We start from the raw sequence: 26,027 nt of genomic DNA on the forward strand, positions 1-26,027 counted from the left end.
GCGGCCCGGGGGCCGAGTGGGTGCGGACCGCTGCCGGGCGGTGGAGAGGGCGATGCTCACGGCTCATGCAACCGCGCCGGCACGGGTCCGATTCCCCGTTCGCGTGATCGCTACGCTCCACCGCCGTGGCAGGGACCCCCGCGGTGAAGGTGCTGGAGAAGGCCGGGGTGCCGCACACCCTGCACCCCTACGATCCCGACCACCCCGACTCGCACGGCTACGGAGAGGCCGCCGTCGCCGCGCTGGGCGCGGACCCGCGGCAGGTGTTCAAGACCCTCGTCGCCAGGGTGGACGGCGCGCTGACCGTGGCCGTCGTCCCCGTGGCCGGGACGCTGGACCTCAAGGCGCTGGCCGCCGCTGTGGGTGGCCGCAAGGCGGTGATGGCCGACCCGGCCGATGCCGCACGCAGCAGCGGCTACGTCGTCGGCGGGATCAGCCCGCTGGGCCAGCGCAAGGCGCTCCCCACGGTGGTCGACGACTCGGCCCTGGCGTTCGGGACGGTCATGGTCAGCGCGGGCCGGCGCGGCCTGCAGGTCGAGCTGCCGCCGGCGGAGCTGGTGCGGTTGACCCGCGCGCGGACGGCGCCGATCGGCCGCTGACCATGATCACCTCGGGTCCAGCGGTGCCTCGACGTCCGTGAGACACCGCCCCACCCGAGGTGATCATGGTTCGCCGTAGGGGGTGAGCAGCTGGTCGACCGGCGCGTGGTCGTCGGTCAGCACCGGTGCGTCGCCGACGAAGTCGTCTAGCTGCGCCTCCGACGCCACCTGCCAGGCGACGTCGTGGGCGGCCATCGCGTCCTCGATCGCCCCGACCGGGATCGGCGCCCGCGACGCCACGACGACGACGTTGCCACCGTCCTCGCCGGCGAGGACCGGCGCCCGGGCGATCAGCGCCACGTGCGGGAACACCTCCCGCAGCGTGGCCAGCTCGGCGCGGACGAAGCCCATGGGCGGGTGGTCGATGAGGTTGGCGACGTAGACGCCGTCGTCGGTGAGCGCCGCGTCGACCAGCTCGAGCGCCTCCACCGTGGTCAGCTGCCACGGCACCGACAGCCCGCCGAACGCGTCCCCGACCACGAGGTCGCGCTCCCCCGCCGGCTCCTCGGCCAGGCCCACGCGGGCGTCGGTGACCCGGACCCGGAGCCGGTCGGACGTCGTCAGCGCCAGCTGCTCGCGGTCGATCGCCACGACCTCGGGATCCACCTCGAGCACCAGGCTGTCGGTTCCCGGCCGGACCGCCGCCAGGTAGCGCGGCACGGTGACGCCGCCGCCGCCGAGGTGCAGCGCGGAGATCGGTCCCGCGGGCGGCATCGCGTCGCTGACCGCCGCCACCACCCGCACGTAGTCGAACTGCAGGTAGGTGGGGTCGGCCAGGTCGACGTAGGAGTGCCGCAGGCTGTCGAGCAGGAGCACCCGGCCCGACGCGCGGTCGGGGTCGGCCACCACCCGCGCACAGTGGTAGGCGGTCTCGGCCTGGCACGGCGTGGGGGCGACGGCGGCCAGCACCGTGCCGGCGACCGCGAGCACCATCAGGACCGGCGGCACGCGTCCAGCCCGGCGCAGCAGCACGGCCATGGCGAGCCCGGCGAGCACCGTCACGACCCCGGTGCCGACGAGGATCACGCTGCTGGGCAGCAGCGCCACGAGCACGAACCCGGTGACGAAGGTGGCCGCGATCGCGCCGAGGGTGCCGATGCTCGACAGCCGGCCCACGACCGAGCCGGTCTGCTCGAGGCTGGCCAGCTGCAGCTTCACCACCATCGGGGGCACGGCGGCGAGCAGCGCCGCGGGCACGCCGACGGCGACGAACGCCAGCAGCAGCACGCTGCCGGCGTCGGGGCCGGTGAGCAGCGAGCCGGTGAACCGCACCAGGGGCAGGACGGCGACGACCAGCGCGCCGCCGCCGACCATCAGCGGCGGGATCAGCCGGCGGGGATCGGTCCGGTCCGCCGACGCCCCGCCCGACCAGGCGCCGATCGCGATCGCCAGCAGGGCGAACCCGATCACCGCCGTGCTGGTCTGCAGCGTGACGCCGACGTACGGGGCGATCAGCCGCAGCCCGACGATCTCGAGCACCAGCACCGCGCCGGAGCACAGGAACGTGACCGCGGCGGCGATCCAGCCGGGCAGCGCCTTCCCGGCGTCCGCTCCCTGGGCCGACGCCACGGTCAGAACAGCGCCGGCTGGTCCGCCGGCTCGCTCACCGACTCCGCCCGCGCCTCCAGCTCGGGACCGTTGTTCTTCACGTTGTTCACCGCGGTGCTCACCGGCCGCAGCTCCAGTGCCTCGACCAGCTCGGGCGGCGTGGGCTCGACCAGCGCGTCGACGTCCTCCCTGGCCGGGTCCAGCCAGGCCGCCCAGCGCTCGCGCGGCAGCAGCAGCGGCATGCGGGGGTGGATCTCGGTCAGCACGCCCACCGCGGGCGCGGTGACGACGGTGCAGGTGTAGAGCCGGTCCTCGCCGCGCCCCCACACCTCCCACAGCCCCGCGAACGCGAGCACCGAGCCGTCCTGCGGCGTGACGAAGTAGGGCTGCTTGGCCGGTGAGTCCAGCCGCTTCGCCCACTCGTACCAGCCGTCGGCCGGGACCAGGCAGCGCCGGGACCGGGCCGCCTTCTTGAACGCCGGCTTCTCCGTGAGCGACTCGACCCGGGCGTTGAGCAGCCGGTTGCCGACCGAGGCATCCTTCGCCCAGCCGGGCACCAGGCCCCAGCGGACCGTGCGCAGCTCGCGGTGGGTGGCCCCGGTCGGCGCGCCCTCCGAGTCGCGCTCCTTCTTCTCCCGCACCACGTAGACGTCCTTGGTGGGGGCGACGTTGTAGTCGGCGGGCAGCGGCGACTGCCCCTCGGCCCTGACCGCCTCGAACTCGACGACGAGGTCGTCGGGGCTGCGGCTGGCGGCGTAGCGACCACACATGGGCACTCCTCGGGAGGCGGTTAGACCGAACTCTAGGTCGCGGCACCGACAGCACGACGCGACGACTGACCCTGCGGGGCCCGGGTAGGGGCGGTGACGGAGAGCCGAACCGAGGACGAGGATCGAGCCGTGACCGCCACCCAGAACCCAGCCACGCAGCAGCCGAAGACCGCGAGTGACGCGGGTGCCCGCCCCTACCGGACGGTCAACCCGTACACCGGCGAGGTCGAGCAGGAGTTCGAGTTCCTCCCCACCGACGCCGTCGACGGCGTCGTCGAGAAGGCGCATGCCGCGTTCCTCGAGTGGCGCCGCCGCCCGGTCGAGGAGCGGGCACGGATCGTCGGCCGCGCCGGCGAGCTGATGCTCGAGCGCGCCGACGAGTTCGCCGGGCTGGTGACCCGCGAGATGGGCAAGCGCATCCAGGAGGCTGCCGGCGAGGTGCAGCTCGCGGCCAGCATCCTCACCTACTACGCCGAGAACGGGCCGCGCTTCCTGGAGCCCCGGCGCATCGACGTGATGAAGGGCGAGGCGGTCGTCGAGAACGAGCCGATCGGCGTCATCCTCGCCATCGAGCCGTGGAACTACCCGCTCTACCAGGTGGTCCGCGTCGCCGGGCCGAACCTCGTGCTCGGCAACGCGATCCTGCTCAAGCACGCCGAGCTGAACCCGCAGACCGCCCTGGCGATCGAGCGGCTCTTCCTCGACGCCGGCGTCCCCGAGGGCGTCTACACCAACGTCTTCCTGCGGATCCCGGACGTCGAGCAGGTCATCGCGCACCCGGACGTCGAAGGCGTGACGCTGACCGGCAGCGAGCGGGCCGGCAGCAGCGTCGCCTCGCTCGCCGGCAAGTACCTCAAGAAGTCGGTGCTCGAACTCGGCGGCTCCGACCCGTTCATCGTCCTCGACAGCGAGGACCTCGGCCGCACGGTCAAGGCCGCCACCATGGGCCGGATGCAGAACAGCGGCCAGGCCTGCATCGCCGCCAAGCGGCTGATCGTCCCCGAGGACCTCTACGAGCCGTTCGTCGAGGGCCTGAAGCAGGCGTTCTCCACCTTCTCCCCCGGCGACCCCAGCGACCCGTCGACCACGCTGGCGCCGCTGTCCTCGGAGCAGGCGGCCAAGGACCTGCACGCGCAGATCCAGGACGCCGTCGACAAGGGCGCGACCGTGGTCACCGGCGGCAGCCGGCCCGACCACCCGGGCGCCTTCGTCGAGCCGACGATCCTCACCGACGTCACGCCGGAGATGCGCGCCTACCACGAGGAGCTCTTCGGCCCGGCCGCCGTCGTCTACAAGGTGGCGAACGAGGACGAGGCGGTGGAGCTGGCGAACAACAGCCGGTTCGGTCTGGGCGCGGCGGTCTTCTCCAGCGACGTGGACAGGGCGCGGTCGGTGGCCGACCGGATCGAGGCCGGGATGGTGTGGGTCAACCAGCCGTCGGGCTCGTCGGCCGAGCTGCCCTTCGGCGGCGTGAAGCGCTCCGGCTACGGCCGCGAGCTCTCCGAGCTCGGCATGTTCGAGTTCGCCAACCGCAAGCTCACCCGCGTCCTCCCGGCGAAGAGGGCGGACAAGCCCCAGGCCGGCTGAGCCGTGCACGGGCGATGCGGCGCGTCCGACCGGGCAGAATCACGCCCGTGACGGAGATCTGGACGACGCCGCACCGCTCGACGCCGGTCGACGCGGTCGTCCGCCTGCCCGGGTCGAAGTCGATCACCGCCCGCGCGCTGGTGCTCGCCGCGCTCGCCGACGGGCCGGGCCGGATCGTGCGGCCGCTGCGCGCCCGCGACACCGACCTCATGGCCGCCGGGCTGCGCGCGCTCGGCGTCGGCATCGACGAGGACGGCGCCGACTGGGTGGTCACCCCCGGCCCGCTGCGCGGCCCGGCCGACGTCGACGCCGGCCTGGCCGGCACGGTGCTGCGCTTCCTGCCGCCGGTCGCGGCGCTGGCCGACGGCCCGGTCCGGGTGGACGGCGACCCGCGGCTGCGCGAGCGGCCCAACGCCGGCCTGCTCGCCGCGCTGCGCGCCCTCGGCGTCGAGATCGACGACGCCGGCCGCGGCCGGGCGCCGTTCACCGTGCACGGCACCGGCGCGGTGACCGGCGGGGCGGTGTCGGTCGACGCCAGCGAGTCCTCGCAGATCGTCTCCGGGCTGCTGCTGGCCGCGGCCCGCTTCGAGCAGGGCGTCGACCTCGCGCTGGCCGGCGGGGTGCCGTCGATGCCGCACGTCGAGATGACCGTGACGACGCTGCGCGAGCACGGCGTGGCCGTCACCGCGACGCCGCGCGGCTGGCGGGTGCAGCCCGGACCGATCGCCGCGCTCGACCGGGTCATCGAGCCGGACCTGTCCAACGCGGCCCCGTTCCTCGCCGCCGCGCTGGTCACCGGCGGGCGGGTCACCGTCCGCGACTGGCCGGAGGTCACCACCCAGCCCGGCGCGCAGCTCGACCGGCTGCTGACCGAGATGGGCGCCGACGTCGTCCGCACGGACGACGGCCTGCGGGTCACCGGCGGCCGCGGGATCCGGCCGCTGGTCGCCGACCTCGGCGAGGTGGGCGAGCTGACGCCGGTCCTCGCGGCGCTGTGCGCGCTGGCCGACGGCACCTCGCGGCTGACCGGCATCGGCCACCTGCGCGGGCACGAGACCGACCGGCTGCAGGCCCTCGACGAGGTGCTCACCGCCGTCGGGGCGCGGGTCGAGCAGCTGCCCGACGGGCTGGTCGTCGAGCCCGGCCCGCGCCGCCCGGCCCGGCTGGACTCCTACGCCGACCACCGCATGGTGCACGCCGGGGCGGTGCTCGGGCTGGCCATCGACGGCATCGAGGTCGCCGACCCGGGTGCCGTGAGCAAGACGCTGCCCGACTTCGTCGACCGCTGGGCGGCGCTGCTCGGGGACCCGGTCGGAGCCGACCGCTGAGCCCCCGCAGGCTGGACAGCCGCTCGGACGAGGACGACGTCCGGGTCCGGCCCAGCCGCCGGGGGTCGCGCCCGCGCACGCGCACCCGCCCCGCCCACGAGGACGCCGTCCCGGGGCTGGTGATCGCGGTCGACCGCGGCCGGATGACCGTGCGCGTCGACACCCCGGACGGCCGGGTCGAGGTCACCGCGATGCGCGCCCGCGAGCTGGGCCGCCACGGCGTCGTCGTCGGCGACCGGGTGCGCGTCGTCGGCGACACCAGCGGCCGGCCGGACACCCTCGCCCGCATCGTCGTCATCGAGGACCGGACGACGGTGCTGCGGCGCACCGCCGACGACACCGACCCCACCGAGCGGGTCGTCGTCGCCAACGCCGACCACCTGGTGATCGTGACCGCGGTGACCGACCCGGAGCCCGCGCTCGGCTTCCTGGACCGGTGCCTGGTGGCCGCGTACGCCGGCGGGCTGGAGCCGCTGCTGTGCTTCACCAAGACCGACCTGGGCAGCCCGCAGCCGCTGCTCGACCGCTACGCCGGCCTCGACCTCGACGCGGTCGCCGTCTCCCGCGACCAGCCGCTGGACCCGCTGGTCGAGCGGCTGGAGCTGCGGATGAGCGTCCTGGTCGGGCAGTCCGGGGTCGGCAAGTCGACGCTGGTCAACCGGCTGGTGCCGGACGCCTTCCGGGCCACCGGCGAGGTCACCAAGGTGGGCAAGGGCCGGCACACGTCGTCGTCGGCGGTGCTGCTGGACCTGCCGGGCGGCGGGACGGTGATCGACACCCCGGGCATCCGCTCGTTCGGACTGGCGCACGTCACCGCCGAGGACGTGCTGGCCGCCTTCGACGACCTCGAGGAGGCCTCTGTCGACTGCCCGCCGGGGTGCGGGCACACGGCCGAGGACCCCGACTGCGCGCTCGACGCGTGGGCCGCCGCGGGGCCGACCGCGCGGGCGGAGCGGCTGGCCAGCTTCCGCCGGCTGATCGACGCGGTCGGCCAGCTGGGCCCCGGCTACTGACGGGGACGGTGAAAATCCTTCCGTAATCCGCCGGGGAGCGAGACCGTAACGACGGTTCCGCGAAGCTTTCTTCGTCCCCCCAGCGGCCCTGGCCGCCGGCCGAGCAGCCCGCCGACCCCGGAGCGCGCCATGGCCTCTTCCGTCCCTGCCGCACCCACGCCGTTCCCGCTCCCCGAGGGCGGGGTCGCCCTCCTGGTCATCGACATGCAGCGCGACTTCCTGCTGCCGGGCGGCTTCGGCGAGAGCCTCGGCAACGACGTGTCGCAGCTGCAGCGCGTCGTCCCACCCCTGGCCCGCGTGCTGCAGGCCGCCCGCGACACCGGGATGCTCGTCGTCCACACCCGGGAGGGGCACCTGCCGGACCTCTCGGACTGCCCGCCGGCGAAGCTGCGCCGCGGCAACCCGAGCCAGCGGATCGGCGACCCGGGCCCGTACGGCCGGATCCTCGTCCGCGGGGAGTACGGGCACGACATCGTCGACGAGCTCGCCCCGCTGCCCGGCGAGGCGGTGGTCGACAAGCCCGGCAAGGGTGCGTTCTACGCGACCGGCCTGGACGAGCTGCTGCGGTCCCACGGCATCACCTCGCTGGTCGTCACCGGCGTGACCACCGAGGTGTGCGTGCACACCACCCTCCGGGAGGCCAACGACCGCGGCTACGAGTGCCTGGTCCTGGCCGACTGCGTCGGCTCCTACTTCCCCGAGTTCCAGCGCGTCGGCCTGCAGATGGTCAGCGCGCAGGGCGGGATCTTCGGCTGGGTCGCCGACTCGGCCGACCTGCTCGCCGCCCTCACCCCGGCCGCGTCCACCGTGTGAGATCAGGGAGACCCGGATGAGCACGACCGCACCGCCCGCGCGCGCCGTCGTCCCCCTGTGGACCCGGGGCGACACGAACGCGTTCTTCGGCCTCGGGTTCAACATCCTGGTCAACGTCCTGACGCTGACCGGGCTGATGATCGCGGTGGTCAACGTCCCCGCCGACGCCGTCCTGGGCACTGTTCTGCCGGCCCTCGGCGTCGCCCTCGTCCTGGGCAACGTCTACTACACGTACCTGGCCCGGCGGCTGTCGCGGCGGGAGGGGCGCACCGACGTCACGGCGCTGCCCTACGGGCCCAGCGTGCCGCACATGTTCATCGTCGTGTTCGTGATCATGCTGCCGATCTACCTGCGCACAAGCGACTACCGCCAGGCCTGGGAGGCCGGCCTGGCCTGGGCGTTCATCATCGGCGTGATCGTGCTCATCGGCGCCTTCATCGGCCCGATCATCCGGCGCTATACCCCGCGGGCGGCGCTGCTCGGCACGCTCGCCGGCATCTCGGTCACGTTCATCTCGATGCGCCCGGCCGCGCAGATCTGGGAGGCCGCCTGGATCGGCCTGCCGGTGCTGGCGATCATCCTCATCGGGTTCTTCACCGACGTCCGCCTGCCCGGCAACTTCCCGGTCGGGCTGGCCGCGCTGCTGGTGGGCACCGCGATCGGCTGGATCGGCGGCTACATGTCGGTGCCCGACGTGTCGGCGGCGGCCAAGGACATCGCCTTCGCCGTGCCGGACCTGCGGATCGACATGCTCTTGGACGGGCTGGGCAACCTCGCGCCGCTGCTCGCGACCGCCATCCCGCTCGGGGTCTACAACTTCACCGAGGCGATGAGCAACGTGGAGAGCGCCGCGGCCGCCGGCGACAGCTACAACCTGCGCAGCGTGCTGCTCGCCGACGGGACCGGCGCGATCGTGGGCTCCGCGTTCGGCTCGCCGTTCCCGCCCGCTGTCTACATCGGCCACCCCGGGTGGAAGGACGCCGGAGGCCGGGCCGGCTACTCGATGGCCAGCGGCGTGTTCGTCGCGATCCTGTGCTTCCTCGGCCTGTTCGGGCTGCTCTCGGCGCTGCTGCCGATCCCGGCGATCGTGCCGATCCTGCTCTACATCGGCCTGCTCATCGGCGCGCAGGCGTTCCAGGCCGTGCCGCGGATCCACGCCGCGGCGGTGGTCATCGCCATCCTGCCCAACATGGCGGCGTGGGGCGCCGGGCTGATCGACAACTCCCTGGTGGCCGCCGGCACCTCTGCCGCGCAGGTCGGCAACGCCGCCCTCGGCAACGCCGGCGTCGTGTACGCCGGGCTGACCACCCTCGGGCAGGGCGCGATCCTGGTCGGTCTGGTGCTCGGGGCGATCGTGACGTTCATGATCGACAAGCGCTTCTGGGCGGCGGCGGTCGCGGCGGGCGCGGGTGCCCTGCTCAGCTTCGTCGGGCTGATCCACGCCCCGCAGGTCGACTGGGCGGCCAACCCGCAGGTCGCCCTCGGCTACGTGCTCCTCGGCGCCGCCTGCCTCGGCTACGGGCTGTTGCACCGGTCCCGCGGGACGGAGCCCAGGCCCGATCCCGAGGCCGCCCTGGACGCCGAGCACGCGGCGACCCCGCCGGCCGCCGACGCCGAGCCGGTCGAGGGCAGGCGGATCCCGACCCCGCGCTCGGGCAGCGAGGCGGCCGAACCCGCGAGCTGACGTCCAGGCAGAGCAAGTGCATCGAGATGCGCCAGGGGGTCGTCACGCGACCTCCTGAAACAGCCGCGATGCGAATCTCGGCTCGTGGAGGGGACGCCGGACCGGCTCGACCTTCGGCCGGTCGTGAGTGATGCGGCGCCTGTCGGCGGTTCTTGCTCACACGTCGACGTAGCCGCCGGTGCGCCAGTAGACGCCGGCCTCCCGGGACAGCAGGCCCTCGTCGATCAGGTAGCGGCGCAGCGCGGCGTGGTCGGCGTGCCAGACCGCCAGCAGGGCGTTGACCTCGCGCTCCGGGTAGCGCACGCCGGGCTCGAAGACGCGCACGATGTGCTCGAGGACGACGCGGCGCTTGGACTGCTGCGCCGGGATCGACACCAGCCGCCCGCGGCGCACGAACGCGCGGAGGACGGCGTCCTCGGCCGCGTCGTCGGAGAGCCGCTCCGGGGGCGGGGCCGCCTCGGCCGCCGCGCGGGCGATCGCCCCGAACTGCTCCGTGCGCAGCTCCAGCGCCGCGCCGTCGCGGCGGACCAGGCCGCCGCGCGCGAGCCGCCGCGCGGCGAAGGCGACGTCCTTGAGCGGGAGGTGGGCCGCCTCCGCGACGTCCTGCAGGGTGCTCGCGCCGAGCGCGAGGGCGGCGACGACCTTGAGACGGGTGGGGTCGGCGAGCAGCCCGACGACGGTCGCGGGGTCCACGCTCCGACCGTATGCGCTCGACTCCGGCGTCGTCCCAGTAAGTTCGGTGCCCATGACGTCGGCCCGTGGGTTCAACGAGGACATGCGGCTGGCCCACGTGCTGGCCGACCAGGCCGACTCGATCAGCATGGAGCGGTTCCGCGCGCTCGACCTCAAGGTCGAGACCAAGCCGGACCTGACGCCGGTCACCGACGCCGACCGGGCGGTCGAGGAGCAGCTGCGGATCACCCTGGACCGCGCGCGGCACCGTGACGCGGTCATGGGAGAGGAGTTCGGCACGACCGGGCACGGCTCCCGCCGCTGGGTGCTCGACCCCATCGACGGCACCAAGAACTTCGTCCGCGGCGTGCCGGTGTGGGCGACCCTCATCGCACTGCTGGACGGCGACGAGCCGGTGGTCGGGTGCGTGTCCGCCCCGGCGCTGAACCGGCGCTGGTGGGCGGCCAAGGACGTCGGCGCATGGACCGGCCGGCGCCTGGAGTCGGCCACCCGCTGCCGGGTGTCGGGGGTGCGCACGCTCGACGACGCGAGCCTGAGCTTCTCCAGCCTCTCCGGCTGGGAGGAGCGCGGCCTGCTCCCCGGCTTCCTCGACCTCGCCCGCGCGGCGTGGCGCACGCGGGCCTACGGCGACTTCTGGAGCTACGTCCTTCTCGCCGAGGGCGCCGTCGACATCGCCTGCGAGCCCGAGGTCTCGCTGTGGGACCTGGCCGCGCTCGACGTGATCGTCCGCGAGGCCGGCGGCCGGTTCACCGACGTCACCGGCAAGCCGGGCCCGGCCGGGGGCAGCGCGCTGGCCACCAACGGCCTGCTGCACGACGCGGCGCTGGGCAAGCTGCGGCTCCCCTGAGCAAGGGCCCCGTCAGTGCGGACGGGTCGGGCCGCGTCCGCCGGCGAACCGGCGGCGCATGTCCTCGATCTTCGCCCGGTTCTTCGGGTCGCTCGCGAACTGCTGGGCCCGGCCGGCCACCTCGCGGATCATCTGCTGGCCCTTGGGGCTCTTCGCGAACTGGCTGATCCGGTCGAACATCGACGACTTCATGCGAGCTCCTCCTTCGGTCCCGGAGGGCCGGGTGCGGCCCGTTCTCGAGGTCAACGGTGCCCGCGCGGGCGCCGTTCCATGCACCGGATCAGTTCCGGTTCCGGGGCTCCGCGCCGGCTCCGGGTTCGCGGCGCGGCTCGACGTCGAGGCCCGCGCCGCGGGCGGCCAGCACCGCCGCGCCGATCGCCGAGGCGCTGCGCAGGGGAAGGTGGGTCACCGGCCGGCCGAGTTCGTCGGCGAGCAACTGCCGCACCAGCGGCGTCCGGGCTCCGCCCCCGGTGAGGACGACGGGGCCGTCGGGCGGGCCGAGCAGCGCGGCCGCGGCGCCGACCGCGTGCACCACGCCCTCCACCGCGGCGCGGGCGAGGTCGGCCCGCGTGGTCGCCGGGGTCAGGCCGGTCCAGCCGCCGCGGTCGTCCGGACCGGCCACGCCGCCGCGCTCGCCGGTGAGGAACGGCGCGAACCGCACGCCCCCGGCGCCGGGCGGGGCGGCCCCCGCTGCGGCGAAGAACTCCGGCCAGGAGAACCCGAGCACGCCGCACGCCCACGCCCACGCCGAGCCGCCGTTCTGCAGCGCCGCCATCGCGTACCAGCCGCCCTCGACGTCGGCGTAGCGGTGCACCGTCGGGTCGTCCGCGGGCTCCGGTGCCGCGGCCGGCACCAGCACCTGCACGCCCGTGCCGACGTTGACCAGGAGTCCCGAGGTGACGCCCGCCGCGAGCAGCGCCAGCGGGGTGTCGGCGCCGCCCACGACGACCGGCACCTCGCCGACCGGCAGCCCCGCGGTCCCCACGACCTCGGCCGACGGCCGCACCGGCGGCAGCAGCTCCGGGGAGACGCCGGCCGCGGCCACGGCCGCGGCCGACCAGCCGTCGGCGACGACGTCCCAGAGGAGGGTGGCGGAGGCGTCGCTGCGGTCGGTGACCGGCGAGGGGACGAGCGCCGTCCGCAGCGCGTCCTTCGGCAGCAGGACGGCGGCGGCCCGGCCGACGGTCGCGGGCTCGTGCGCCGCGAGCCAGGCCAGCAGCGGCCCGGTCATGCCGGCCACCAGCGGATTGGCCAGCGCGGCCCGCTCGGCCGGCGCCAGGCCGCGCCAGCGGGCCAGCTCGGCGCCCGCCCGGCCGTCGGCCCACAGCAGGGCCGGCCCCAGTGCCGCGCCGGCGTCGTCGACCAGGACGGCGCCGTGCATCTGGCCGGAGAACCCCATACCCCGCACCCGCCCGCCGGACAGCGCCGGCGCGAGACGGGCCAGCGCCTCCTCGAGGGCGGCCCGCCAGGTGCCGACGTCGTTCTGCGCCCAGCCGGGCCGCGGGCGCTCGGGCTCGTAGCCGGCCTCGGCCTCGGCGACCACTCCCCCGTCCTCGCCGAGCGCGACCAGCTTCAGCCCGCTGGTGCCGACGTCCGCACCGAGCAGCAGGTCGCGGGGCACCTCAGCGCGCGTGCGCGAAGCCGCCGGTGCGGCCGTTGCGGTCGGCGAGCAGCCCGGCCAGCGTCGAGACGGCGATCTCCGGCGGCGTGCGCGAGCCGATGTCCAGGCCGATCGGCCGGTGCACCCGCGCCACCTCCTCGGCCGGGACGCCGAGCGCGGCCAGCGCGGCGACGTGCGGCCCCTCGTGCCGCGGGTTGCCCATGACGCCGACCCAGCGCACCGGCCGGGCGAGCGCGTCCCGCAGCAGGACGCCGAGCTCCTCGCGGTGGTGGTCGGTGACGACGACGTCCGCGGTCGCTCCGGCAAGCTCGTCGTCCAGCTGGTCGAAGCCGGCCGCGACGACGTCGGCGGCGGCCTCGGCGCGGCGGCCGGCGTCCGGCTCCACCAGCACCGTGCGGAACCCGAGGTCGGCGCCGTAGCGGACGAGGGAGGCCGAGACCGGGGAGGCGAACACCGCCACCAGCACCCGGTCGGCGGGGCCCTCGGCGGCGGCGCCGTGCGCCACGCCGCAGTTCGGATCGGTCTCGGGCGAGGTCATGGCCGCATCTTCGCCGGGGTCGCCGGGCTCGCGCCAGGCCGCGCCGCCGCCGGCAGCCGCGCCAGGCGGTCGGCGACCGCGGCCAGGACCGGGGCGGCGAACAGCACCAGTCCCCCGGCGGCCCAGCCGGCCAGCACGTCGGAGACCCAGTGGGTGCCCAGGTAGACGGTGGTCAGGCCGACGGAGCCGGCGAGGACGCCCGCCGCCGCGCCCCACAGCCGGCGGTGCCGCCGGGCCAGCCAGGCCAGCAGGCCCCAGGTGACGACGGCGTTGGCGGTGTGCCCGGAGGGGAAGATCGTCCCTCCGGCGAAGATCGTGCTCTCGCCGTGCCGCACCGCGAGCGCCCCCAGCTGCAGCGGCCCCAGGCGTCCGATGACCGTCTTCACCAGCCCGACGGAGACGTTGAGCAGCAGGGTGGCCAGCCCCAGGGTCACCAACGGCCGCAGGTCGCGGCTGCGCAGCGCCCGCAGGATCAGCCAGCCGGTCGCCAGCGCGAGGCACACGGCCCGCTGGCCGAGGAGGACCCAGACGGAGAGGAACGGCCGGAGCAGCGGCCAGTGGGCCGACGGCGACCAGCGCAGCACGGCCGAGTCGAGGTCCACCAGCGATGACCTCTCGAGCACCCCGGCACACAGGGCGGCGTAGACCAGCAGCACCGCGCCGAGCAGGAGGACGCGCGGACGGATGGACCGGAGCGCGAACGTCCGGCCGGGCCGGTCGACGACACGCGCACGCCCCAGCGCCCCCGAAAGCACGGCGTCACGCTAGGTGCCGAAGCTGGACGGTTCCTGGCAGGAGCCGGGTGTGCGATCAGGCGCCCAGCTGCTGCTGGATCGAGGCCAGGTCGATCCAGGCGCTCTCCCGGCTGATCAGCCCGTCCTCGAAGTCGAAGACGTGCAGGAAGCGCGCCCGGACCGGCCGGCCGCGGCCGTCCATGCCGAACGGGTGCCCCGTCGCGGTGGCGTGCAGGACCGACTCGTCGACGACGTGGTCGGCGCCGTACCGGCGGCGGACGGGCTCGAACCGGTCGATCCGCAGATCGGCCAGCAGGGCGCGGTAGAAGGCCTCGATCTGCCGGCCGCCGTGCAACGGGTCACCGGGGCGGCCCACCACGTCGTGCTCGGCGTCGGGCTGGAACCCGGCGACGATCGCGGCCAGGTCGCCCGTCTCCTCGGCCCGGTAGTGGCCGTCGACCAGCTCGTCCATGCGCTCACGCGTCAGCGGGGTGTACTCGGTGGTGGTCATGCCGACCTCCTCACGGAGAGGGTTGTCAAGACCCTGATACCTTCTCGCGGGCGCCCGACAGTGTCAAGGCCTTGATAAGTTAGTCGCGTGGAGATCCCGGCGATCGGCGAGAGCTACCGCGGCGTCGAGGGGCACAGCGGCTATCTGCTGCGCCAGGCGTGGCACGCGTTCCGCGGCGCGATGGACGCCGAGTTGCGCCGGCACGGCCTCGGAGGCGCGCAGTACGCCGTCCTGTCCGTGCTGGCCCGTCAGCCGCAGCTGTCGGGCGCCGACCTCGCCCGGGCGTGCAACACGACCCCCCAGGCGATGAACGGCGTGCTGGTCACCCTGGAGCGGGAGGGGCTGGTCCAGCGGCAGCCGCATCCCACGCACGGCCGGATCCTGCAGGCCGCCCTCACCGACGAGGGCCGCCGGCGGCTGGAGGCCGCGACGCCCGGGGTCCGGCGGCTGGAGCGGGAGATCGAGGCCGGCCTGTCGGCCGCCGAACTGGGTCTGGTGAAGGGGTGGCTGGTTGCCGCCGCCCGGGTCAGCGCAGGAAGCGGTCCACCACCGTCGCCAGCTCCGGCGCCGTGAACACGTCGTAGTGCGTGTAGCCGGGCAGGATCGCCAGCCGCGACTCCGGCCGCAGCGACCCGTCCCAGTTCGCGTCCCGCAGGCCGCCGCCCAGCAGCGCGTAGAACTCGGCGGCGTGGGACGGCGGGATGCCGTCGGCGTCGGCGTAGACCAGCAGGGTCGGCGTCCGCATCCCGCGCACGTCCTCGGTCCAGTCGTAGGGCTGCCGCAGCAGGTCGCCGGTGCGGTCCATGAGCAGCGGGAAGGCGTCGACGTCGGGCGCGACCGCCGCGTAGGCGGCGTACAGCGGGGACTGCCGCATCATGTCGAAGCCGGCGCGCCCGACCTGCGCCATCCCCTCGCGCACCTCGGGGAACCAGCCGTCGCGCCGGAACACCGTCGAGACGATCGCCAGCCGGCGGACGCGGTCGGGGTGCTGGATCGCCGCCCGCAGGCACGACCCGGCGCCGAGCGAGTAGCCCAGCAGATCGGCCCGGCCCAGCTCCAGGTGCTCGATCAGCGCGCCCAGGTCGTCGCCGAAGGACTCGTAGCGGAACGGGCGGTCGATGTCGCGGGTGTGCCCGTGGCCCTGCAGCTCGACCCCGATCACCCGGCGGTGCTCGGCCAACTGGTCGAGCAGGCCGCCGAACATGTCGACCTGCCCGAAGCCCCCGTGGACGACGACCAGCGGCGTGCCGCCCTCGCCGATGCTGCGCCAGTACATCTGCACGCCGTTGACCGGCGCGTACCCCTCGGCGGTGCCCACGATCGTCGATTCGCTCATACCTGTGGAACGTCGCGGACACCGGGGACTCATCGGTCCGGCGTCTGGTGGGATGGACCCGACCCACCGCACCGCCCGAGGAGGCCGTCGACGTGCAGTACGCCGAGTCCGTCCTGGACCTGATCGGCGGCACGCCGCTGGTCCGGCTGAGCAGCGTGACCCGCGACCTCGGCCCCGATGCACCCCTCGTGCTGGCCAAGGTCGAGTTCGTCAACCCCGGCGGGTCGGTGAAGGACCGCATCGCCGTCCGCATGGTGGACGCCGCCGAGGAGGCCGGCCTGCTGGAGCCGGGCGGCACGATCGTCGAGCCGACCAGCGGCAACACCGGTATCGGCCTGGCCCTGGTGGCCCAGCAGCGCGGCTATCGCTGCATCTTCGTCTGCCCCGACAAGGTCGGCCAGGACAAGATCAACGTGCTGCGGGCCTACGGCGCCGAGGTCGTCGTCTGCCCCACCGCCGTCGACCCCGAGGACCCGCGCTCCTACTACTCGGTCTCCGACCGGCTGGCCCGCGAGACGCCGGGCGGCTGGAAGCCCGACCAGTACTCGAACCCGGCCAACCCGCAGTCGCACTACGAGACCACCGGTCCGGAGATCTGGGCGCAGACCGACGGGCGGATCACCGCCTTCGTGACCGGCGCCGGCACCGGCGGCACGATCAGCGGGGTCGGCCGGTACCTCAAGGAGGTCTCCGGCGGCCGGGTGCGCGTCGTCGGCGCCGACCCCGAGGGGTCGGTCTACTCCGGTGGCACCGGACGTCCCTACCTGGTCGAGGGGGTCGGCGAGGACTTCTGGCCGACCACCTACGACAAGTCGGTCCCCGACGAGATCATCGCGGTCTCCGACGCCGACTCGTTCGCGATGACCCGGCGGCTGGCCCGCGAGGAGGGCCTGCTGGTCGGGGGCTCGTGCGGGATGGCCGTGGTCGCGGCGCTCCGGGCGGCCGAGCGGCTGAGCAGGGACGACGTCCTGGTCGTACTGCTCCCGGACGGCGGCCGCGGCTACCTCGGCAAGATCTTCAACGACCAGTGGATGGCCGACTACGGCTTCCTCGACGCCGCCGGCGGCGAGACCGTGGGCGAGCTGCTGTCCGCCAAGTCCGGCGCGACGCCGACCCTGGTCCACACCCACCCGAACGAGACCGTCCGCGAGGCCATCGACATCCTCCGCGAGTACGGGGTCAGCCAGCTGCCGGTGGTGCGGGCCGAGCCGCCGGTGACCGCCGGCGAGGTGGTGGGCGCGGTCGACGAGAAGGTGCTGCTCGACGCCCTGTTCGCCGGGCGGGCCAGCCTGTACGACCGGGTGGAGCGGCACATGTCCGAACCGCTGCCGATCATCGGCTCCGGTGAGCCGGTGAGCGCCGCCGTCGCCGCGCTCGGCGAGGCCGACGCCCTGGTCGTGCACGTCGACGGCAAGCCGGCCGGCGTGGTCACCCGCCAGGACGTGCTCGGCCACCTCGCCGGGCTGCCTTCTACGGTCAAGCCATGACGGCTCAGCCTGGCTTCAACACCAGAGCCATCCACGCCGGGCAGGACCCCGACCCGGCGACCGGCGCGGTGAACGTGCCGGTCCATCTGTCGACGACGTTCAAGCAGGACGGCGTCGGCGGGCTGCGCGGCGGCTACGAGTACAGCCGCAGCGGCAACCCGACGCGGACCGCGTTGCAGGAGGCGCTGGCCGCGCTGGAGCAGGGCACGACGGGGCTCGCCTTCGCGTCGGGGCTCGCGGCCGAGGACACCCTGCTGCGCACGGTGTGCCAGCCCGGCGACGACATCCTGCTCGGCGGCGACGCCTACGGCGGCACCTTCCGGCTGATCGCGCGGGTGCTGGCGAAGTGGGCCGTCGGGTACCGGACGGTCGACCTGAACGACCTCGACGCCGTGCGGGCGGTCCTGGCCGAGGGGCGCACCCGGGTGGTGTGGTGCGAGACGCCGACCAACCCGCTGCTCAACATCGCCGACATCGCCGTGCTCGCGGAGCTGGCCCACGAGCACGGCGCGCTGCTCGTCGTCGACAACACCTTCGCCTCGCCGTACCTGCAGCAGCCGCTGACGCTGGGCGCCGACGTCGTCGTGCACTCGATGACGAAGTACCTGGGCGGTCACTCCGACGTCGTCGGCGGCGCGCTGGTGACCGGCGACGCCCACTGGGCCGAGCAGCTGGCCTACAACCAGAATGCGATGGGCGCCGTTCTCGGGGCCTTCGACTCGTGGCTGGTGCTGCGCGGCTTGAAGACGCTGGGTGTGCGGATGGACCGGCACTGCGCCAACGCGGCGCGGATCGCCGAGTGGCTGCTCGATCACCCGGCCGTCGGCGACGTCCTCTACCCCGGGCTCCCCGATCACCGCGGGCACGAGACCGCCGGGAAGCAGATGTCCGGCTTCGGCGGGATGGTGTCGTTCCGGCTGACCAGCGGCGAGGACGCGGCGCTCAAGGTCTGCGAGCGGGCGCAGCTGTTCACGCTGGCGGAGTCGCTGGGCGGGGTGGAGTCGCTGATCGAGCATCCCGGGCGGATGACCCACGCGTCGGCGGCCGGCTCGCCGCTGGAGGTCCCCGGCGACCTCGTGCGGCTGTCGGTCGGCATCGAGGACGTCGACGACCTGCTCGCCGACCTGGAGCAGGCGCTGGCCTAGGTGTGCTGCCCGGACAGGTTGGTCAAGCGCGTGATCGGGGGACGGTTTCCGATCGCGGTGTGGGGCCGGTGATGGTTGTACTCGTGCAGCCAGGCCGGCAGTGCCTTTCGGCGCGCTGATTCGCTGAGGAACATGCGGCCGAAGGCCCAGCCGTCGGCCAGGGTGCGGTGGAACCGTTCGATCTTGCCGTTGGTCTGCGGCCGATAGGGCCGGGTCCGCTTGAGATTGATCCCGAGCTCGGCGCAGGCATCGCGCCAGGCGTGCGAGCGGTAGGCCGAGCCGTTGTCGGACAGCACCCGCTGGGTGGTGACGCCCCGCGCGGCGAACCAATCCACCGCGCGGCGCAGCACGCCGATCGCGGTGGCGGCGGTCTCGTCGTCGTGGGTCTCGGCGTAGGCGACGCGGCTGTGATCGTCGATCACCGTGTGCACGAATGCCGTGCCGATCACCGGGTTGTGGTGGGCGTTGCGGGGCGTGCCGGGCGTGGCCGCCCGGTTCTTCTTGCCCTGCTGGCGCCCGACGTAGCGCCAGCCGCCGCCGTCGGGGATGTTGCCCAGCTTCTTGACGTCGACGTGCAGCAGCGAGCCGGGGTACTCATGTTCATAGCGGCGGATCGGCTCGCCGGTGGCCCGGTCGACATGGGAGAGCCGGTTGAGCCGGCAGCGAACCAGCACCGCGTGCACGGTCGAGGGCGCCAGGCCGACGCGGTCGGCGATCTGGACTGGGCCGAGGCGCTTTTTCCAGCGCAGGTGCACGATCTTGCGCACCACCGGCCGCGGCGTCCGGCGCGGGCAGGAATGCGGTCGTGAGCTGCGATCCTGCATCGCCGCCGGGCCGCCCCGGCGGTACCGGTCGGCCCAGCGCTTGGCTGTGGGCCAGGAGACGTTGAACACCGCCGCGGCGTAGCTGATCGACCAGTTCTCGTCGACCACGGCGCGGCCGAGCTTCAGCCGGTGACGAGGGGTCAGGGCAGCGTTAGCGTGAGACACGAGGACCTCCGGGTTGGTGAGCGGGTGCCTTCAGCAGCCCCACTCCACGTCCGGAGGTCCTCCCTCCACAAGATCGATCAGTCAGATCGAGTGGTCACACGCCCTCGACCAACGTCTCTGGTCAGTACACCTAGGGACTTTTTCGGGCTCGAGGTCCCGCACCGGAGCATGATCAGGGCATGACCACCACCGCCGACGGCCGCGACCTCGACGCCCTGGAGGCGGCGCGCGCCCGCATCCGCGACGCCCACCTCAAGCCCGCGGGCGAGCGGGCGCCGTCCACCGCCCGCGGCCTCCACCACACCGCGCTGATCAGCAGCGACGTCGAGCGGACCGTGCGTTTCTACCAGGACGTGCTCGGCTTCCCGCTGACCGAGCTGATCGAGAACCGCGACTACCCGGGCTCGTCGCACTTCTTCTTCGACATCGGCAACGGCAACCTGCTGGCCTTCTTCGACTTCCCCGGCCTGGACGTCGGCCCGTACGGCGAGGTGCTCGGCGGGCTGCACCACATGGCGATCAGCGTCGACCCCGAGCGCTGGCAGGAGCTGGTGCAGCGGCTGGCCGACGCCGACGTCCCGCACGAGGTGCACAGCGGCGTCTCGGTCTACTTCCGCGACCCCGACGGCGCCCGCATCGAGCTGATCGCCGACCCGCTCGGCGAGATGTACGGCAACAAGGTGCTGTAGCGGATCGAGGGAGCACAGGAAACCTGCGCTCCCACACTCCGTTCAGTGCTCGTGCAGGACCAGGTCGGCGTAGTCCGGGTGCCGCTCGATCCAGCCCCGGACGAACGGGCACTGCGCGATCACCTTCTCGCCCTTCGCCCGGACGTCGTCCAGCGCGGCGCGCACCAGGGTGCCGCCCAGCCCGGACCGGCCCTCGTCCGGGTTCACCTCGGTGTGGGTGAACACCAGTACGTCCCCGCGCCGGCGGTAGGCGGCGATGCCGAGCAGGCGCTCGCCCTCCCGGATCTCGTACCGGTCGGCCTCCGGGGCGTCGCTCACGGTGGGTTCCATGCGGACCTCCAACCGGGCTCCGGTCCGCGGGATTCCGCCGGTCAGCCGACCAGCCGCAGCGCCCGGGTCGGGCATGCGGCGACCGCGTTGCGCACGTCGGGCAGGTCGGCGGAACCCGGCTCCGGCCGCAGGACGACGAGCGCCCCGTCGTCCCCGATCTCGAAGACGTCGGGCGCCAGCGCCTCGCAGCCGCCGGTGCTCGCGCACAGGTCGCGGTCCACCTCGACCCTCATCGCGCCCCCGTCAGGGTGGCCGGCAGCCGCTTGAGGCCGTTGATGAACGAGGACTTGAGCCGGTCCGGCTCGCCGGAGACCTCCAGGTCGGGCAGATTGTCGAACAGGGTCCGGAAGGCCACGCCGATCTCGCGGCGGGCCAGGTGGGCGCCCAGGCAGAAGTGCGGACCGTGCCCGCCGAAGCCGACGTGCGGGTTGGGGTGGCGGCCCAGGTCGAACACGTGCGGGTCGCGGAACACCTCGGGGTCCCGGTTGGCCGCGCCGTAGAACAGCAGGAACTTGTCGCCCTCCCGGAAGGAGTGGCCGTGGAGCTCGCCGTCCCGGGTCGCCGTGCGGCGCATCCAGCCGACCGGGCTGGCCCAGCGCACGATCTCCTCGACCGCGGTTGGGGTCAGCGACGGGTCGGCCATCCAGCGGGCACGCTGGTCGGGGTGCTCGGACAGGGCCAGCACGCCGTGGCTGATCGCCGTCCGGGTGGTCTCGTTGCCGGCCACGCACAGCAGGATGAAGAACGAGGCGATCTCCTGGTGGGTGAGCTGGTCGCCCTCGACCTCGGTGGTGACCAGCGCCGAGGTGAGGTCGCCGGTCGGGTGCTCGAGCCGCTCGGCGGCCAGCCGGTTCATCAGGTCGGAGAGGTTGGCGCCGGCCTGCAGGTTCTCGGTGACGAAGTCGTTCATGTCCGGGTACAGGTCGGGGTCCCCGCCGGAGAGGATGACGTTCGTCGCCCGCAGGACCATGGCGCGGTCCTCCTGCGGGATGCCCATCATGTCGCAGATGATCTCCAGCGGGATGACCGCGGCGAAGTCGGTGACGACGTCGATCGTGCCGTCGCCGGCCTCGGCCTTCCGGCGGGCCTCGTCGGCCACCCGCTCGGCGACCTGCTGCACGGAGCCGACCAGGTTCTCCAGCATCCGAGGCGTGAACGCCTTCGAGACGATCCGGCGGATCTTGGCGTGCCGCGGGTCGTCCATGCTGATCATCGAGCCGTAGAACTCGTTGATCTCCGGCGGCATGTCGGCGATCGACACGGCGCCCCGGCCCGAGCAGAACAGCGCCGGCTGGGAGCTGATCGCGTCGAGGTCGGCGTAGCGGGTCACGGCGTAGTAGCCGGGGCCGGCCGGGAAGAGCGGGACCTCCGGCTCGGCGAAGAACGCGAACGGCCGCTCCCGGCGCAGCGCGTCGAACACCGCGTGCCGCTCGGCCGGCGGGCGTCCCCAGAACTCGCGGTCGGAGAGGTCGACGCTGTCGAGGTCGATGGCGCCGGCGGCGAAGTCCAGGGACACGGGGTCCTCCCGATCGGAACGGTCAGCGGTGACCGTTATGAGGCTAGACAGGGAGTGACGCCGGGCACAATGGCCGCCGGTGGCCTCACCGCCCGGCCGCGGCCGGGACGCCGAGCGCGGCGGTCGCCAGCTCCTCGACCTCGCGGTCGCCGGTGCTCCGCGCGGCGTCGCGCAGACCGCGCAGCTCGTCCTCGGCGCCCGCCTCGCCGTCCTCGACGCGCATCGCGGCCCACGGGCAGGCGGCGAGCGCGGCCCCCTCTCCGGCGCCCGACTCGGTGTACCAGCGGTGGGCGTCGTCCAGCAGCCGCCGGGCCTCCCCCCGGTCACCGGCCGCGCGCAGCACCTCCGCCTGCGCCACCTGCGCCATGGCGAGCAACCGGCGGTCCCCGGCGAGCCGCGCACCGTCGGCGGCCCGGTGCAGCGTCCCGGCGGCGGCCGGGTCGCCGAAGGCGCGCTGGGCGCGGCCGAGCTGGACCCGGTGCAGGGCGGCCGCGCCGCCGAAGCCGAGCCGCTCCGCCGCCTCGGCGGCGCGCGCGTGGTGCCGGGCCGCGTCGGCGAAGCGCTGCTCGGCCTGCGCGATCCGGCCCAGGGCACCCTCGGCGTGCAGCAGCCCCCAGGCGTCCCCGACCGGCCCGATGATCCCGATCGCGTCCTCGCAGGCGCGCCGGGCGGCCGCCGTGTCCCCGAGCGCGACGTGCGGGAACGCCGCCAGCAGCAGGCTGCCGCCCTCCTCCCAGGCCGCGCCGGACACCGCGTACTCCTCCCGGCAGCGCGCGAGGCCGGCCAGGGCCTCCGCCGCCCGCCCCTCCTGGGACAGGACGAAGCCGCCGTACCAGCGCGCGCGGCGAACCAGGGCCGCGTCGTCCGCCGCGAGCTCCGTGGCCTCGTCGAGCAGGACGCGGGCCGGCCGCAGGTCGCCCGACATCGCCTCCAGCCAGCTCTCCAGCAGCAACGCGGTCACCTCGAGGTCACGGGGAGGACTGTCGACGGCGAGCCGGGCGGCCCGCAGCCGGCCGGCCGCCGCCCCGTCGTCGAGCAGCACCCACGCCCAGCCGAGGTCGACAGCGATCCGCAGCCCGGTGACGGGGTCGGTGGTGCGGGCCCGGTCGAGCGCGGCGTCGATCGTGGCGCGCTCGGCCGCGGTGGCGGCGACCTGCGCGGCCTGATCGGGGCCGCGGACCGCCCGCGCGACGCCGGCCGCCAACCGCGCCGTCCAGGCGACCAGCGCGTCGGCCGCGGTGCCGGCCTCCCCGGCCTCGGCCGCCCGGTCGGCGGCGAAGGCCCGCACGCTGTCCAGCAGGCGGTAGCGGGTGCCGGTCGGGCCGGCGTCCGCCGTCGCGAGCGACCGGTCGACCAGGCGGTCGACGACGTCGAGGGCGGAGCCGGCGGGCACCCCGAGGGCGGCCAGCACGTGCTCGGCCGCCGGCATCGTCGCCCCGCCGGGGAACTGCGCCAGCGCCCAGAGGCCGCGCTGGTCGTCGGGGAAGAGCATGTCGTAGCTCCACGCCAGCGCGGCGGAGAGCGTCCGCCGCCGCTCCGGCCGGGTCGACGTCGGGTCGGCCAGCAGCGCGAACCGGTCGCCGAGCCGCTGGGCGATCTCGGGGACGCTGAGGATCCGGGTGCGGGCCGCGGCCAGCTCGATCGCCAGCGGCAGGCAGTCCAGCGCGCGGCACACCTGCGCCACGGCGGGCGCGGTGTCGGACGTGAGCGCGAACGACGCCCGCCGCTGCGCGGCGTGCTGGGCGAACAGGGTGACGGCGTCGGCCTCCTTCAGCGGGGCCAGCGACCGCACGAGCTCGCCCTCGATCCCGAGCGGGCGCTGGCTGGTGGCCAGGACCCGCACCCGCGGGGCCGCGGCGAGGACGGCGGCGACCAGCGCCGCGACGTCCTCGGCCAGGTGCTCGCAGTTGTCGAGGACGAGCAGCAGGTCCGCCCCGCGCAGGTCGGCGGCGACGTCGCGCCGGCTCCCGTCCACCCCGGGGACGACGTCCGCGACGGCGACCGGCAGCTCCTCCGCCGTCCGGACGCCCTCCAGCCGGACGAGCCACGCGCCGTCGGGGGCCGTGGCCCGCCCGGCGGCCTCGACCGCGAGGCGGGTCTTGCCCACGCCGGCTGGGCCGACGACCGTGACCAGGCGCGTCCGCCCGAGGGCGGCGAGCAGCTCGGGGAGTTCGGCGCCGCGGCCCACGAGGGCGGTCGCGGGCGCCGGCACGTTCCCGCGGGACCGTGCGGGAGGGACGACGGGGCCGAGCGCCGGATCGTGCGCCAGCACCCGGCGCTGCAGGGCGGCGAGCTCCTCCCCCGGATCGATCCCGAGCTCCCCGGCCAGGACGGCGGCCACCCGCCGGCACGCGGCCAGCGCGTCGGCCTGCCGCCCCGCGCGGTAGAGCGCGGTGATCAGCAGGGCCCAGAGCCGCTCCCGCAACGGGTGGACGACGACCAGCGCCTCCAGCTCGCCGACGATCTCCCCGGCCGCGCCCAGGGCCAGCCGGGCGGCCAGCTCGTCCTCGACCAGCCGCAGCCGCGTGTCCTCGAGCCGCAGGCGGTGCGGGAGCACCCACTCCGCCGTCCCGGCCGCGGGCAGCACCTCGGCGCCGAAGAGCGCGAGGCCCTGCCGGCAGGCGGCCGCGGCACCGGCGGCGTCGCCCGCGGCCAGCAGCGCGGCCCCCTCGTCGGCGAGGGCGAGCGCCCGCAGCGCGTCCACCCGCGCCGGGTCGACGGCCAGGGTGTAGCCGGCGACGCCCCCGGTCAGCGCGGCCGGGTCGCCCAGCGCCCGGCGCAACTGCGACACCTTGGCCTGCAGCGTGTTGGGCCGGATGCCGCTCGCCCCCGGCCACAGGTCCTCGACCAGCCGCTCCGCGCGGACCGGGCGGCCGGCGTCGAGCGCCAGCCGCACCAGCAGCTCGGTGGTCAGGCCGCCCGGCACGACCGCGGGCACGCCGTCGCACCGGACCTCCACCCGGCCCAGGACGGCGACGTCGATCACCGGAGTGAGCGTAGGGCCGTCAGGCCGGCGTCAGTCCTCCGTCAGCGCCGCCGTCCACGCTTCCGGGCATGGCCACCTCCACCGCCGACCGGCTCATCCGGGGCCTGATCGCGGGCGCCACCGACCCGCTCCTCGAGGCCGCCGAGACGAGCACCGACCCCGCCGTGCTGGTGGCGGCGGCGCTCGCCGCGCCCGGCCGGCCGGAGCTGCTCGCCCGGGCCGCCGCGGCCGCCACCTCCACCCGCGACCGCCAGCTCGTCGCCGTCGCCACGGCGCATCTGCACGGCGACGACGCCCGCACCCTGCTGCTCGCCCGCGACCACCTCGCCGACCACCCCGACGCCGTGCTGGTCGCCCACATCGCCGCGCTGTCCGCACGCCGCTGACCTGTCCCTGCAAGGAGCTCGCCATGACCGCTCGCCGCACCGCCGTCCTGATGATCTCGGCCGCCGTCCTCGTCAACGTGGCGTTCACCGGACTGGGCGCCGTCTTCGACTATCCCGACGTCCTCAAGCAGCCCGCCGGCGAGGTGCTCGCCTCCTTCCGCGCGTCGCAGGGCGCCGTGTCCGCCTGGTTCCTCGCCCTCGCCCTCGGGGCGGCGTTGCTGGCCCCCGTCGCCGTCGGGGTCGGCCGGCTGTCGGACTCCCGGCTCATGCGCTGGGCCGTGGGCGTCGGCATCGCCGCCGCCGTCGTGCAGGTCGTCGGTCTGCTGCGCTGGCCGCTGCTGGTGCCGGGCTGGGCCGCGACCGCGGCGGGGAGCGACGCGGGTGCGGCCGCCGACGCCCGCGCGGCGTTCGGCACCGCCAACCGCGTGCTCGGCAACCTGATCGGCGAGACCGGCGGCTACCTGCTCACCGCCGCGTGGACGTTCCTCGTGCTCGCCGCGCTCGGGACGGCGTTCGCCGGCCGCTGGTTCGTCGCGCTGGGCTCGGTGTCGGCGGCGCTGGTCCTCGTCGGCGTCCTCTCGCCGCTGGACCTGCCGCTGGTCGACACCGCCAACTTCGCCGGCTACGTGCTGTGGAGCGTGTGGCTGGTCCTCTTCGGCGCGGTCCTGCTCCTGCGCGCGCGGCGGCGCTCCGCCGTCCCCGTGCCCGCCGCCTGACGCCGACAACGCAGAAGGACCCCGGCCCAGTGGGCCGGGGTCCTTCTGTCTCGTAGCGGGGGCAGGATTCGAACCTGCGACCTCTGGGTTATGAGCCCAGCGAGCTACCGAGCTGCTCCACCCCGCGTCGTGCCTCCACCGTACACGCGTCTGCTCGGGAG

At 74.7% G+C, this 26,027-nt stretch carries 27 protein-coding genes and 1 tRNA gene; 13 read left to right on the forward strand and 15 right to left on the reverse strand.

Going from position 1 to position 26,027, the window contains the following annotated elements:
* Nucleotides 1-125: 125 nt before the first annotated feature.
* A complete protein-coding gene (gene ybaK / locus AB3388_RS22405; RefSeq protein WP_495407525.1) occupies nt 126-599 on the forward strand; it encodes a Cys-tRNA(Pro) deacylase in 474 nt (157 codons plus the stop codon).
* Nucleotides 600-662: 63 nt separating this feature from the next.
* On the opposite strand, the gene AB3388_RS22410 is transcribed toward ybaK, so the two are convergent.
* Together AB3388_RS22410 and AB3388_RS22415 are read right to left on the reverse strand one after the other, a co-directional pair.
* On the reverse strand, nt 663-2,168 hold the full coding sequence (locus AB3388_RS22410; RefSeq protein WP_495407526.1) for a fused MFS/spermidine synthase: 1,506 nt from the start codon (nt 2,166-2,168) through the stop codon (nt 663-665).
* Nucleotides 2,169-2,170: 2 nt separating this feature from the next.
* Nucleotides 2,171-2,917 carry an SOS response-associated peptidase gene (locus tag AB3388_RS22415; protein ID WP_495407527.1) on the reverse strand — a complete coding sequence of 249 codons (747 nt, stop codon included), beginning with the start codon at nt 2,915-2,917 and terminating at the stop codon, nt 2,171-2,173.
* A gap of 129 nt (nt 2,918-3,046) precedes the next feature.
* Here AB3388_RS22415 and AB3388_RS22420 point away from each other — a divergent pair, with 129 nt between their 5' ends.
* The 5 genes from AB3388_RS22420 (at nt 3,047) to AB3388_RS22440 (ending at nt 9,342) form a co-directional block, all read left to right on the forward strand.
* Nucleotides 3,047-4,504, forward strand: coding sequence for an NAD-dependent succinate-semialdehyde dehydrogenase (locus tag AB3388_RS22420; RefSeq protein WP_495407528.1), 1,458 nt, complete (start codon nt 3,047-3,049; stop codon nt 4,502-4,504).
* Nucleotides 4,505-4,551: 47 nt separating this feature from the next.
* Complete coding sequence (gene aroA, locus AB3388_RS22425; protein WP_495407529.1) at nt 4,552-5,832, forward strand: 3-phosphoshikimate 1-carboxyvinyltransferase; 1,281 nt, start codon at nt 4,552-4,554, stop codon at nt 5,830-5,832.
* 119 nt (nt 5,833-5,951) lie between these two features.
* Nucleotides 5,952-6,845, forward strand: coding sequence for a ribosome small subunit-dependent GTPase A (rsgA, locus tag AB3388_RS22430; RefSeq protein WP_495407530.1), 894 nt, complete (start codon nt 5,952-5,954; stop codon nt 6,843-6,845).
* A 129-nt stretch (nt 6,846-6,974) separates the two neighbouring features.
* Nucleotides 6,975-7,658, forward strand: coding sequence for a cysteine hydrolase family protein (locus AB3388_RS22435; protein ID WP_495407531.1), 684 nt, complete (start codon nt 6,975-6,977; stop codon nt 7,656-7,658).
* Between the two features lie 16 nt (nt 7,659-7,674).
* Nucleotides 7,675-9,342, forward strand: coding sequence for a hypothetical protein (locus AB3388_RS22440; RefSeq protein ID WP_495407532.1), 1,668 nt, complete (start codon nt 7,675-7,677; stop codon nt 9,340-9,342).
* A 156-nt stretch (nt 9,343-9,498) separates the two neighbouring features.
* On the opposite strand, the gene AB3388_RS22445 is transcribed toward AB3388_RS22440, so the two are convergent.
* Nucleotides 9,499-10,035 carry a DUF2087 domain-containing protein gene (locus tag AB3388_RS22445; protein WP_495407533.1) on the reverse strand — a complete coding sequence of 179 codons (537 nt, stop codon included), beginning with the start codon at nt 10,033-10,035 and terminating at the stop codon, nt 9,499-9,501.
* Between the two features lie 52 nt (nt 10,036-10,087).
* Here AB3388_RS22445 and hisN point away from each other — a divergent pair, with 52 nt between their 5' ends.
* Entirely contained in the window at nt 10,088-10,882 is a 795-nt protein-coding gene (gene hisN / locus AB3388_RS22450; RefSeq protein ID WP_495407534.1) for a histidinol-phosphatase, read from the forward strand.
* Between the two features lie 12 nt (nt 10,883-10,894).
* On the opposite strand, the gene AB3388_RS22455 is transcribed toward hisN, so the two are convergent.
* From AB3388_RS22455 to AB3388_RS22475, 5 genes are all read right to left on the reverse strand, one after another.
* Nucleotides 10,895-11,074 carry a hypothetical protein gene (locus AB3388_RS22455; protein ID WP_495407535.1) on the reverse strand — a complete coding sequence of 60 codons (180 nt, stop codon included), beginning with the start codon at nt 11,072-11,074 and terminating at the stop codon, nt 10,895-10,897.
* Between the two features lie 88 nt (nt 11,075-11,162).
* Nucleotides 11,163-12,503: an FGGY family carbohydrate kinase gene (locus AB3388_RS22460; RefSeq protein ID WP_495407536.1), complete on the reverse strand. Its 1,341-nt coding sequence runs from the start codon at nt 12,501-12,503 to the stop codon at nt 11,163-11,165.
* 1 nt (nt 12,504) lies between these two features.
* Nucleotides 12,505-13,041, reverse strand: coding sequence for an XdhC family protein (locus tag AB3388_RS22465; protein ID WP_495407537.1), 537 nt, complete (start codon nt 13,039-13,041; stop codon nt 12,505-12,507).
* The gene (locus AB3388_RS22470; RefSeq protein ID WP_495407538.1) at nt 13,038-13,796 is read right to left on the reverse strand and encodes a phosphatase PAP2 family protein; all 759 of its coding nucleotides are present in this window, start codon (nt 13,794-13,796) and stop codon (nt 13,038-13,040) included. Before AB3388_RS22470 ends, AB3388_RS22465 begins: the two co-directional genes overlap by 4 nt.
* A gap of 55 nt (nt 13,797-13,851) precedes the next feature.
* Nucleotides 13,852-14,286 carry a nuclear transport factor 2 family protein gene (locus tag AB3388_RS22475; RefSeq protein ID WP_495407539.1) on the reverse strand — a complete coding sequence of 145 codons (435 nt, stop codon included), beginning with the start codon at nt 14,284-14,286 and terminating at the stop codon, nt 13,852-13,854.
* Nucleotides 14,287-14,373: 87 nt separating this feature from the next.
* Here AB3388_RS22475 and AB3388_RS22480 point away from each other — a divergent pair, with 87 nt between their 5' ends.
* Nucleotides 14,374-14,859, forward strand: coding sequence for a MarR family winged helix-turn-helix transcriptional regulator (locus AB3388_RS22480; RefSeq protein WP_495407540.1), 486 nt, complete (start codon nt 14,374-14,376; stop codon nt 14,857-14,859).
* Here AB3388_RS22480 and AB3388_RS22485 read toward each other — a convergent pair.
* Nucleotides 14,813-15,622, reverse strand: coding sequence for an alpha/beta fold hydrolase (locus AB3388_RS22485; RefSeq protein WP_495407541.1), 810 nt, complete (start codon nt 15,620-15,622; stop codon nt 14,813-14,815). The two genes, AB3388_RS22480 and AB3388_RS22485, sit on opposite strands and share 47 nt — an antisense overlap.
* A gap of 92 nt (nt 15,623-15,714) precedes the next feature.
* On the opposite strand from AB3388_RS22485, the gene AB3388_RS22490 reads away from it, so the two are divergent.
* Entirely contained in the window at nt 15,715-17,109 is a 1,395-nt protein-coding gene (locus tag AB3388_RS22490) for a cystathionine beta-synthase (protein ID WP_495407542.1), read from the forward strand.
* Entirely contained in the window at nt 17,106-18,254 is a 1,149-nt protein-coding gene (locus tag AB3388_RS22495; protein WP_495407543.1) for a cystathionine gamma-synthase, read from the forward strand. The genes AB3388_RS22490 and AB3388_RS22495 overlap by 4 nt, the downstream gene beginning before the upstream one ends.
* Here the strand turns inward: AB3388_RS22495 and AB3388_RS22500 are convergent.
* Nucleotides 18,251-19,243, reverse strand: a complete 993-nt coding sequence (locus AB3388_RS22500) for an IS481 family transposase (RefSeq protein ID WP_495406642.1) — start codon at nt 19,241-19,243, stop codon at nt 18,251-18,253. The two genes, AB3388_RS22495 and AB3388_RS22500, sit on opposite strands and share 4 nt — an antisense overlap.
* 179 nt (nt 19,244-19,422) lie before the next feature.
* On the opposite strand from AB3388_RS22500, the gene AB3388_RS22505 reads away from it, so the two are divergent.
* Nucleotides 19,423-19,932 carry a VOC family protein gene (locus tag AB3388_RS22505; protein WP_495407544.1) on the forward strand — a complete coding sequence of 170 codons (510 nt, stop codon included), beginning with the start codon at nt 19,423-19,425 and terminating at the stop codon, nt 19,930-19,932.
* Between the two features lie 42 nt (nt 19,933-19,974).
* Here AB3388_RS22505 and AB3388_RS22510 read toward each other — a convergent pair whose 3' ends face one another.
* From AB3388_RS22510 to AB3388_RS22525, 4 genes are all read right to left on the reverse strand, one after another.
* Nucleotides 19,975-20,262 (reverse strand): GNAT family N-acetyltransferase, encoded by a 288-nt coding sequence (locus AB3388_RS22510; RefSeq protein ID WP_495407545.1) that lies wholly within the window; start codon nt 20,260-20,262, stop codon nt 19,975-19,977.
* A 41-nt stretch (nt 20,263-20,303) separates the two neighbouring features.
* A complete protein-coding gene (locus AB3388_RS22515; protein WP_495407546.1) occupies nt 20,304-20,495 on the reverse strand; it encodes a ferredoxin in 192 nt (63 codons plus the stop codon).
* Nucleotides 20,492-21,778 carry a cytochrome P450 gene (locus AB3388_RS22520; protein WP_495407547.1) on the reverse strand — a complete coding sequence of 429 codons (1,287 nt, stop codon included), beginning with the start codon at nt 21,776-21,778 and terminating at the stop codon, nt 20,492-20,494. The genes AB3388_RS22515 and AB3388_RS22520 overlap by 4 nt, the downstream gene beginning before the upstream one ends.
* 85 nt (nt 21,779-21,863) lie before the next feature.
* Complete coding sequence (locus tag AB3388_RS22525; RefSeq protein WP_495407548.1) at nt 21,864-24,764, reverse strand: AfsR/SARP family transcriptional regulator; 2,901 nt, start codon at nt 24,762-24,764, stop codon at nt 21,864-21,866.
* Between the two features lie 68 nt (nt 24,765-24,832).
* Here AB3388_RS22525 and AB3388_RS22530 point away from each other — a divergent pair, with 68 nt between their 5' ends.
* Entirely contained in the window at nt 24,833-25,150 is a 318-nt protein-coding gene (locus AB3388_RS22530) for a hypothetical protein (RefSeq protein ID WP_495407549.1), read from the forward strand.
* A 23-nt stretch (nt 25,151-25,173) separates the two neighbouring features.
* Entirely contained in the window at nt 25,174-25,866 is a 693-nt protein-coding gene (locus tag AB3388_RS22535) for a DUF4386 family protein (RefSeq protein WP_495407550.1), read from the forward strand.
* Nucleotides 25,867-25,919: 53 nt separating this feature from the next.
* Here the strand turns inward: AB3388_RS22535 and AB3388_RS22540 are convergent.
* A tRNA-Met gene (locus tag AB3388_RS22540) sits at nt 25,920-25,993 on the reverse strand.
* Nucleotides 25,994-26,027: the final 34 nt, after the last annotated feature.

This window comes from Geodermatophilus sp. SMS 5-13, from assembly GCF_059428245.1.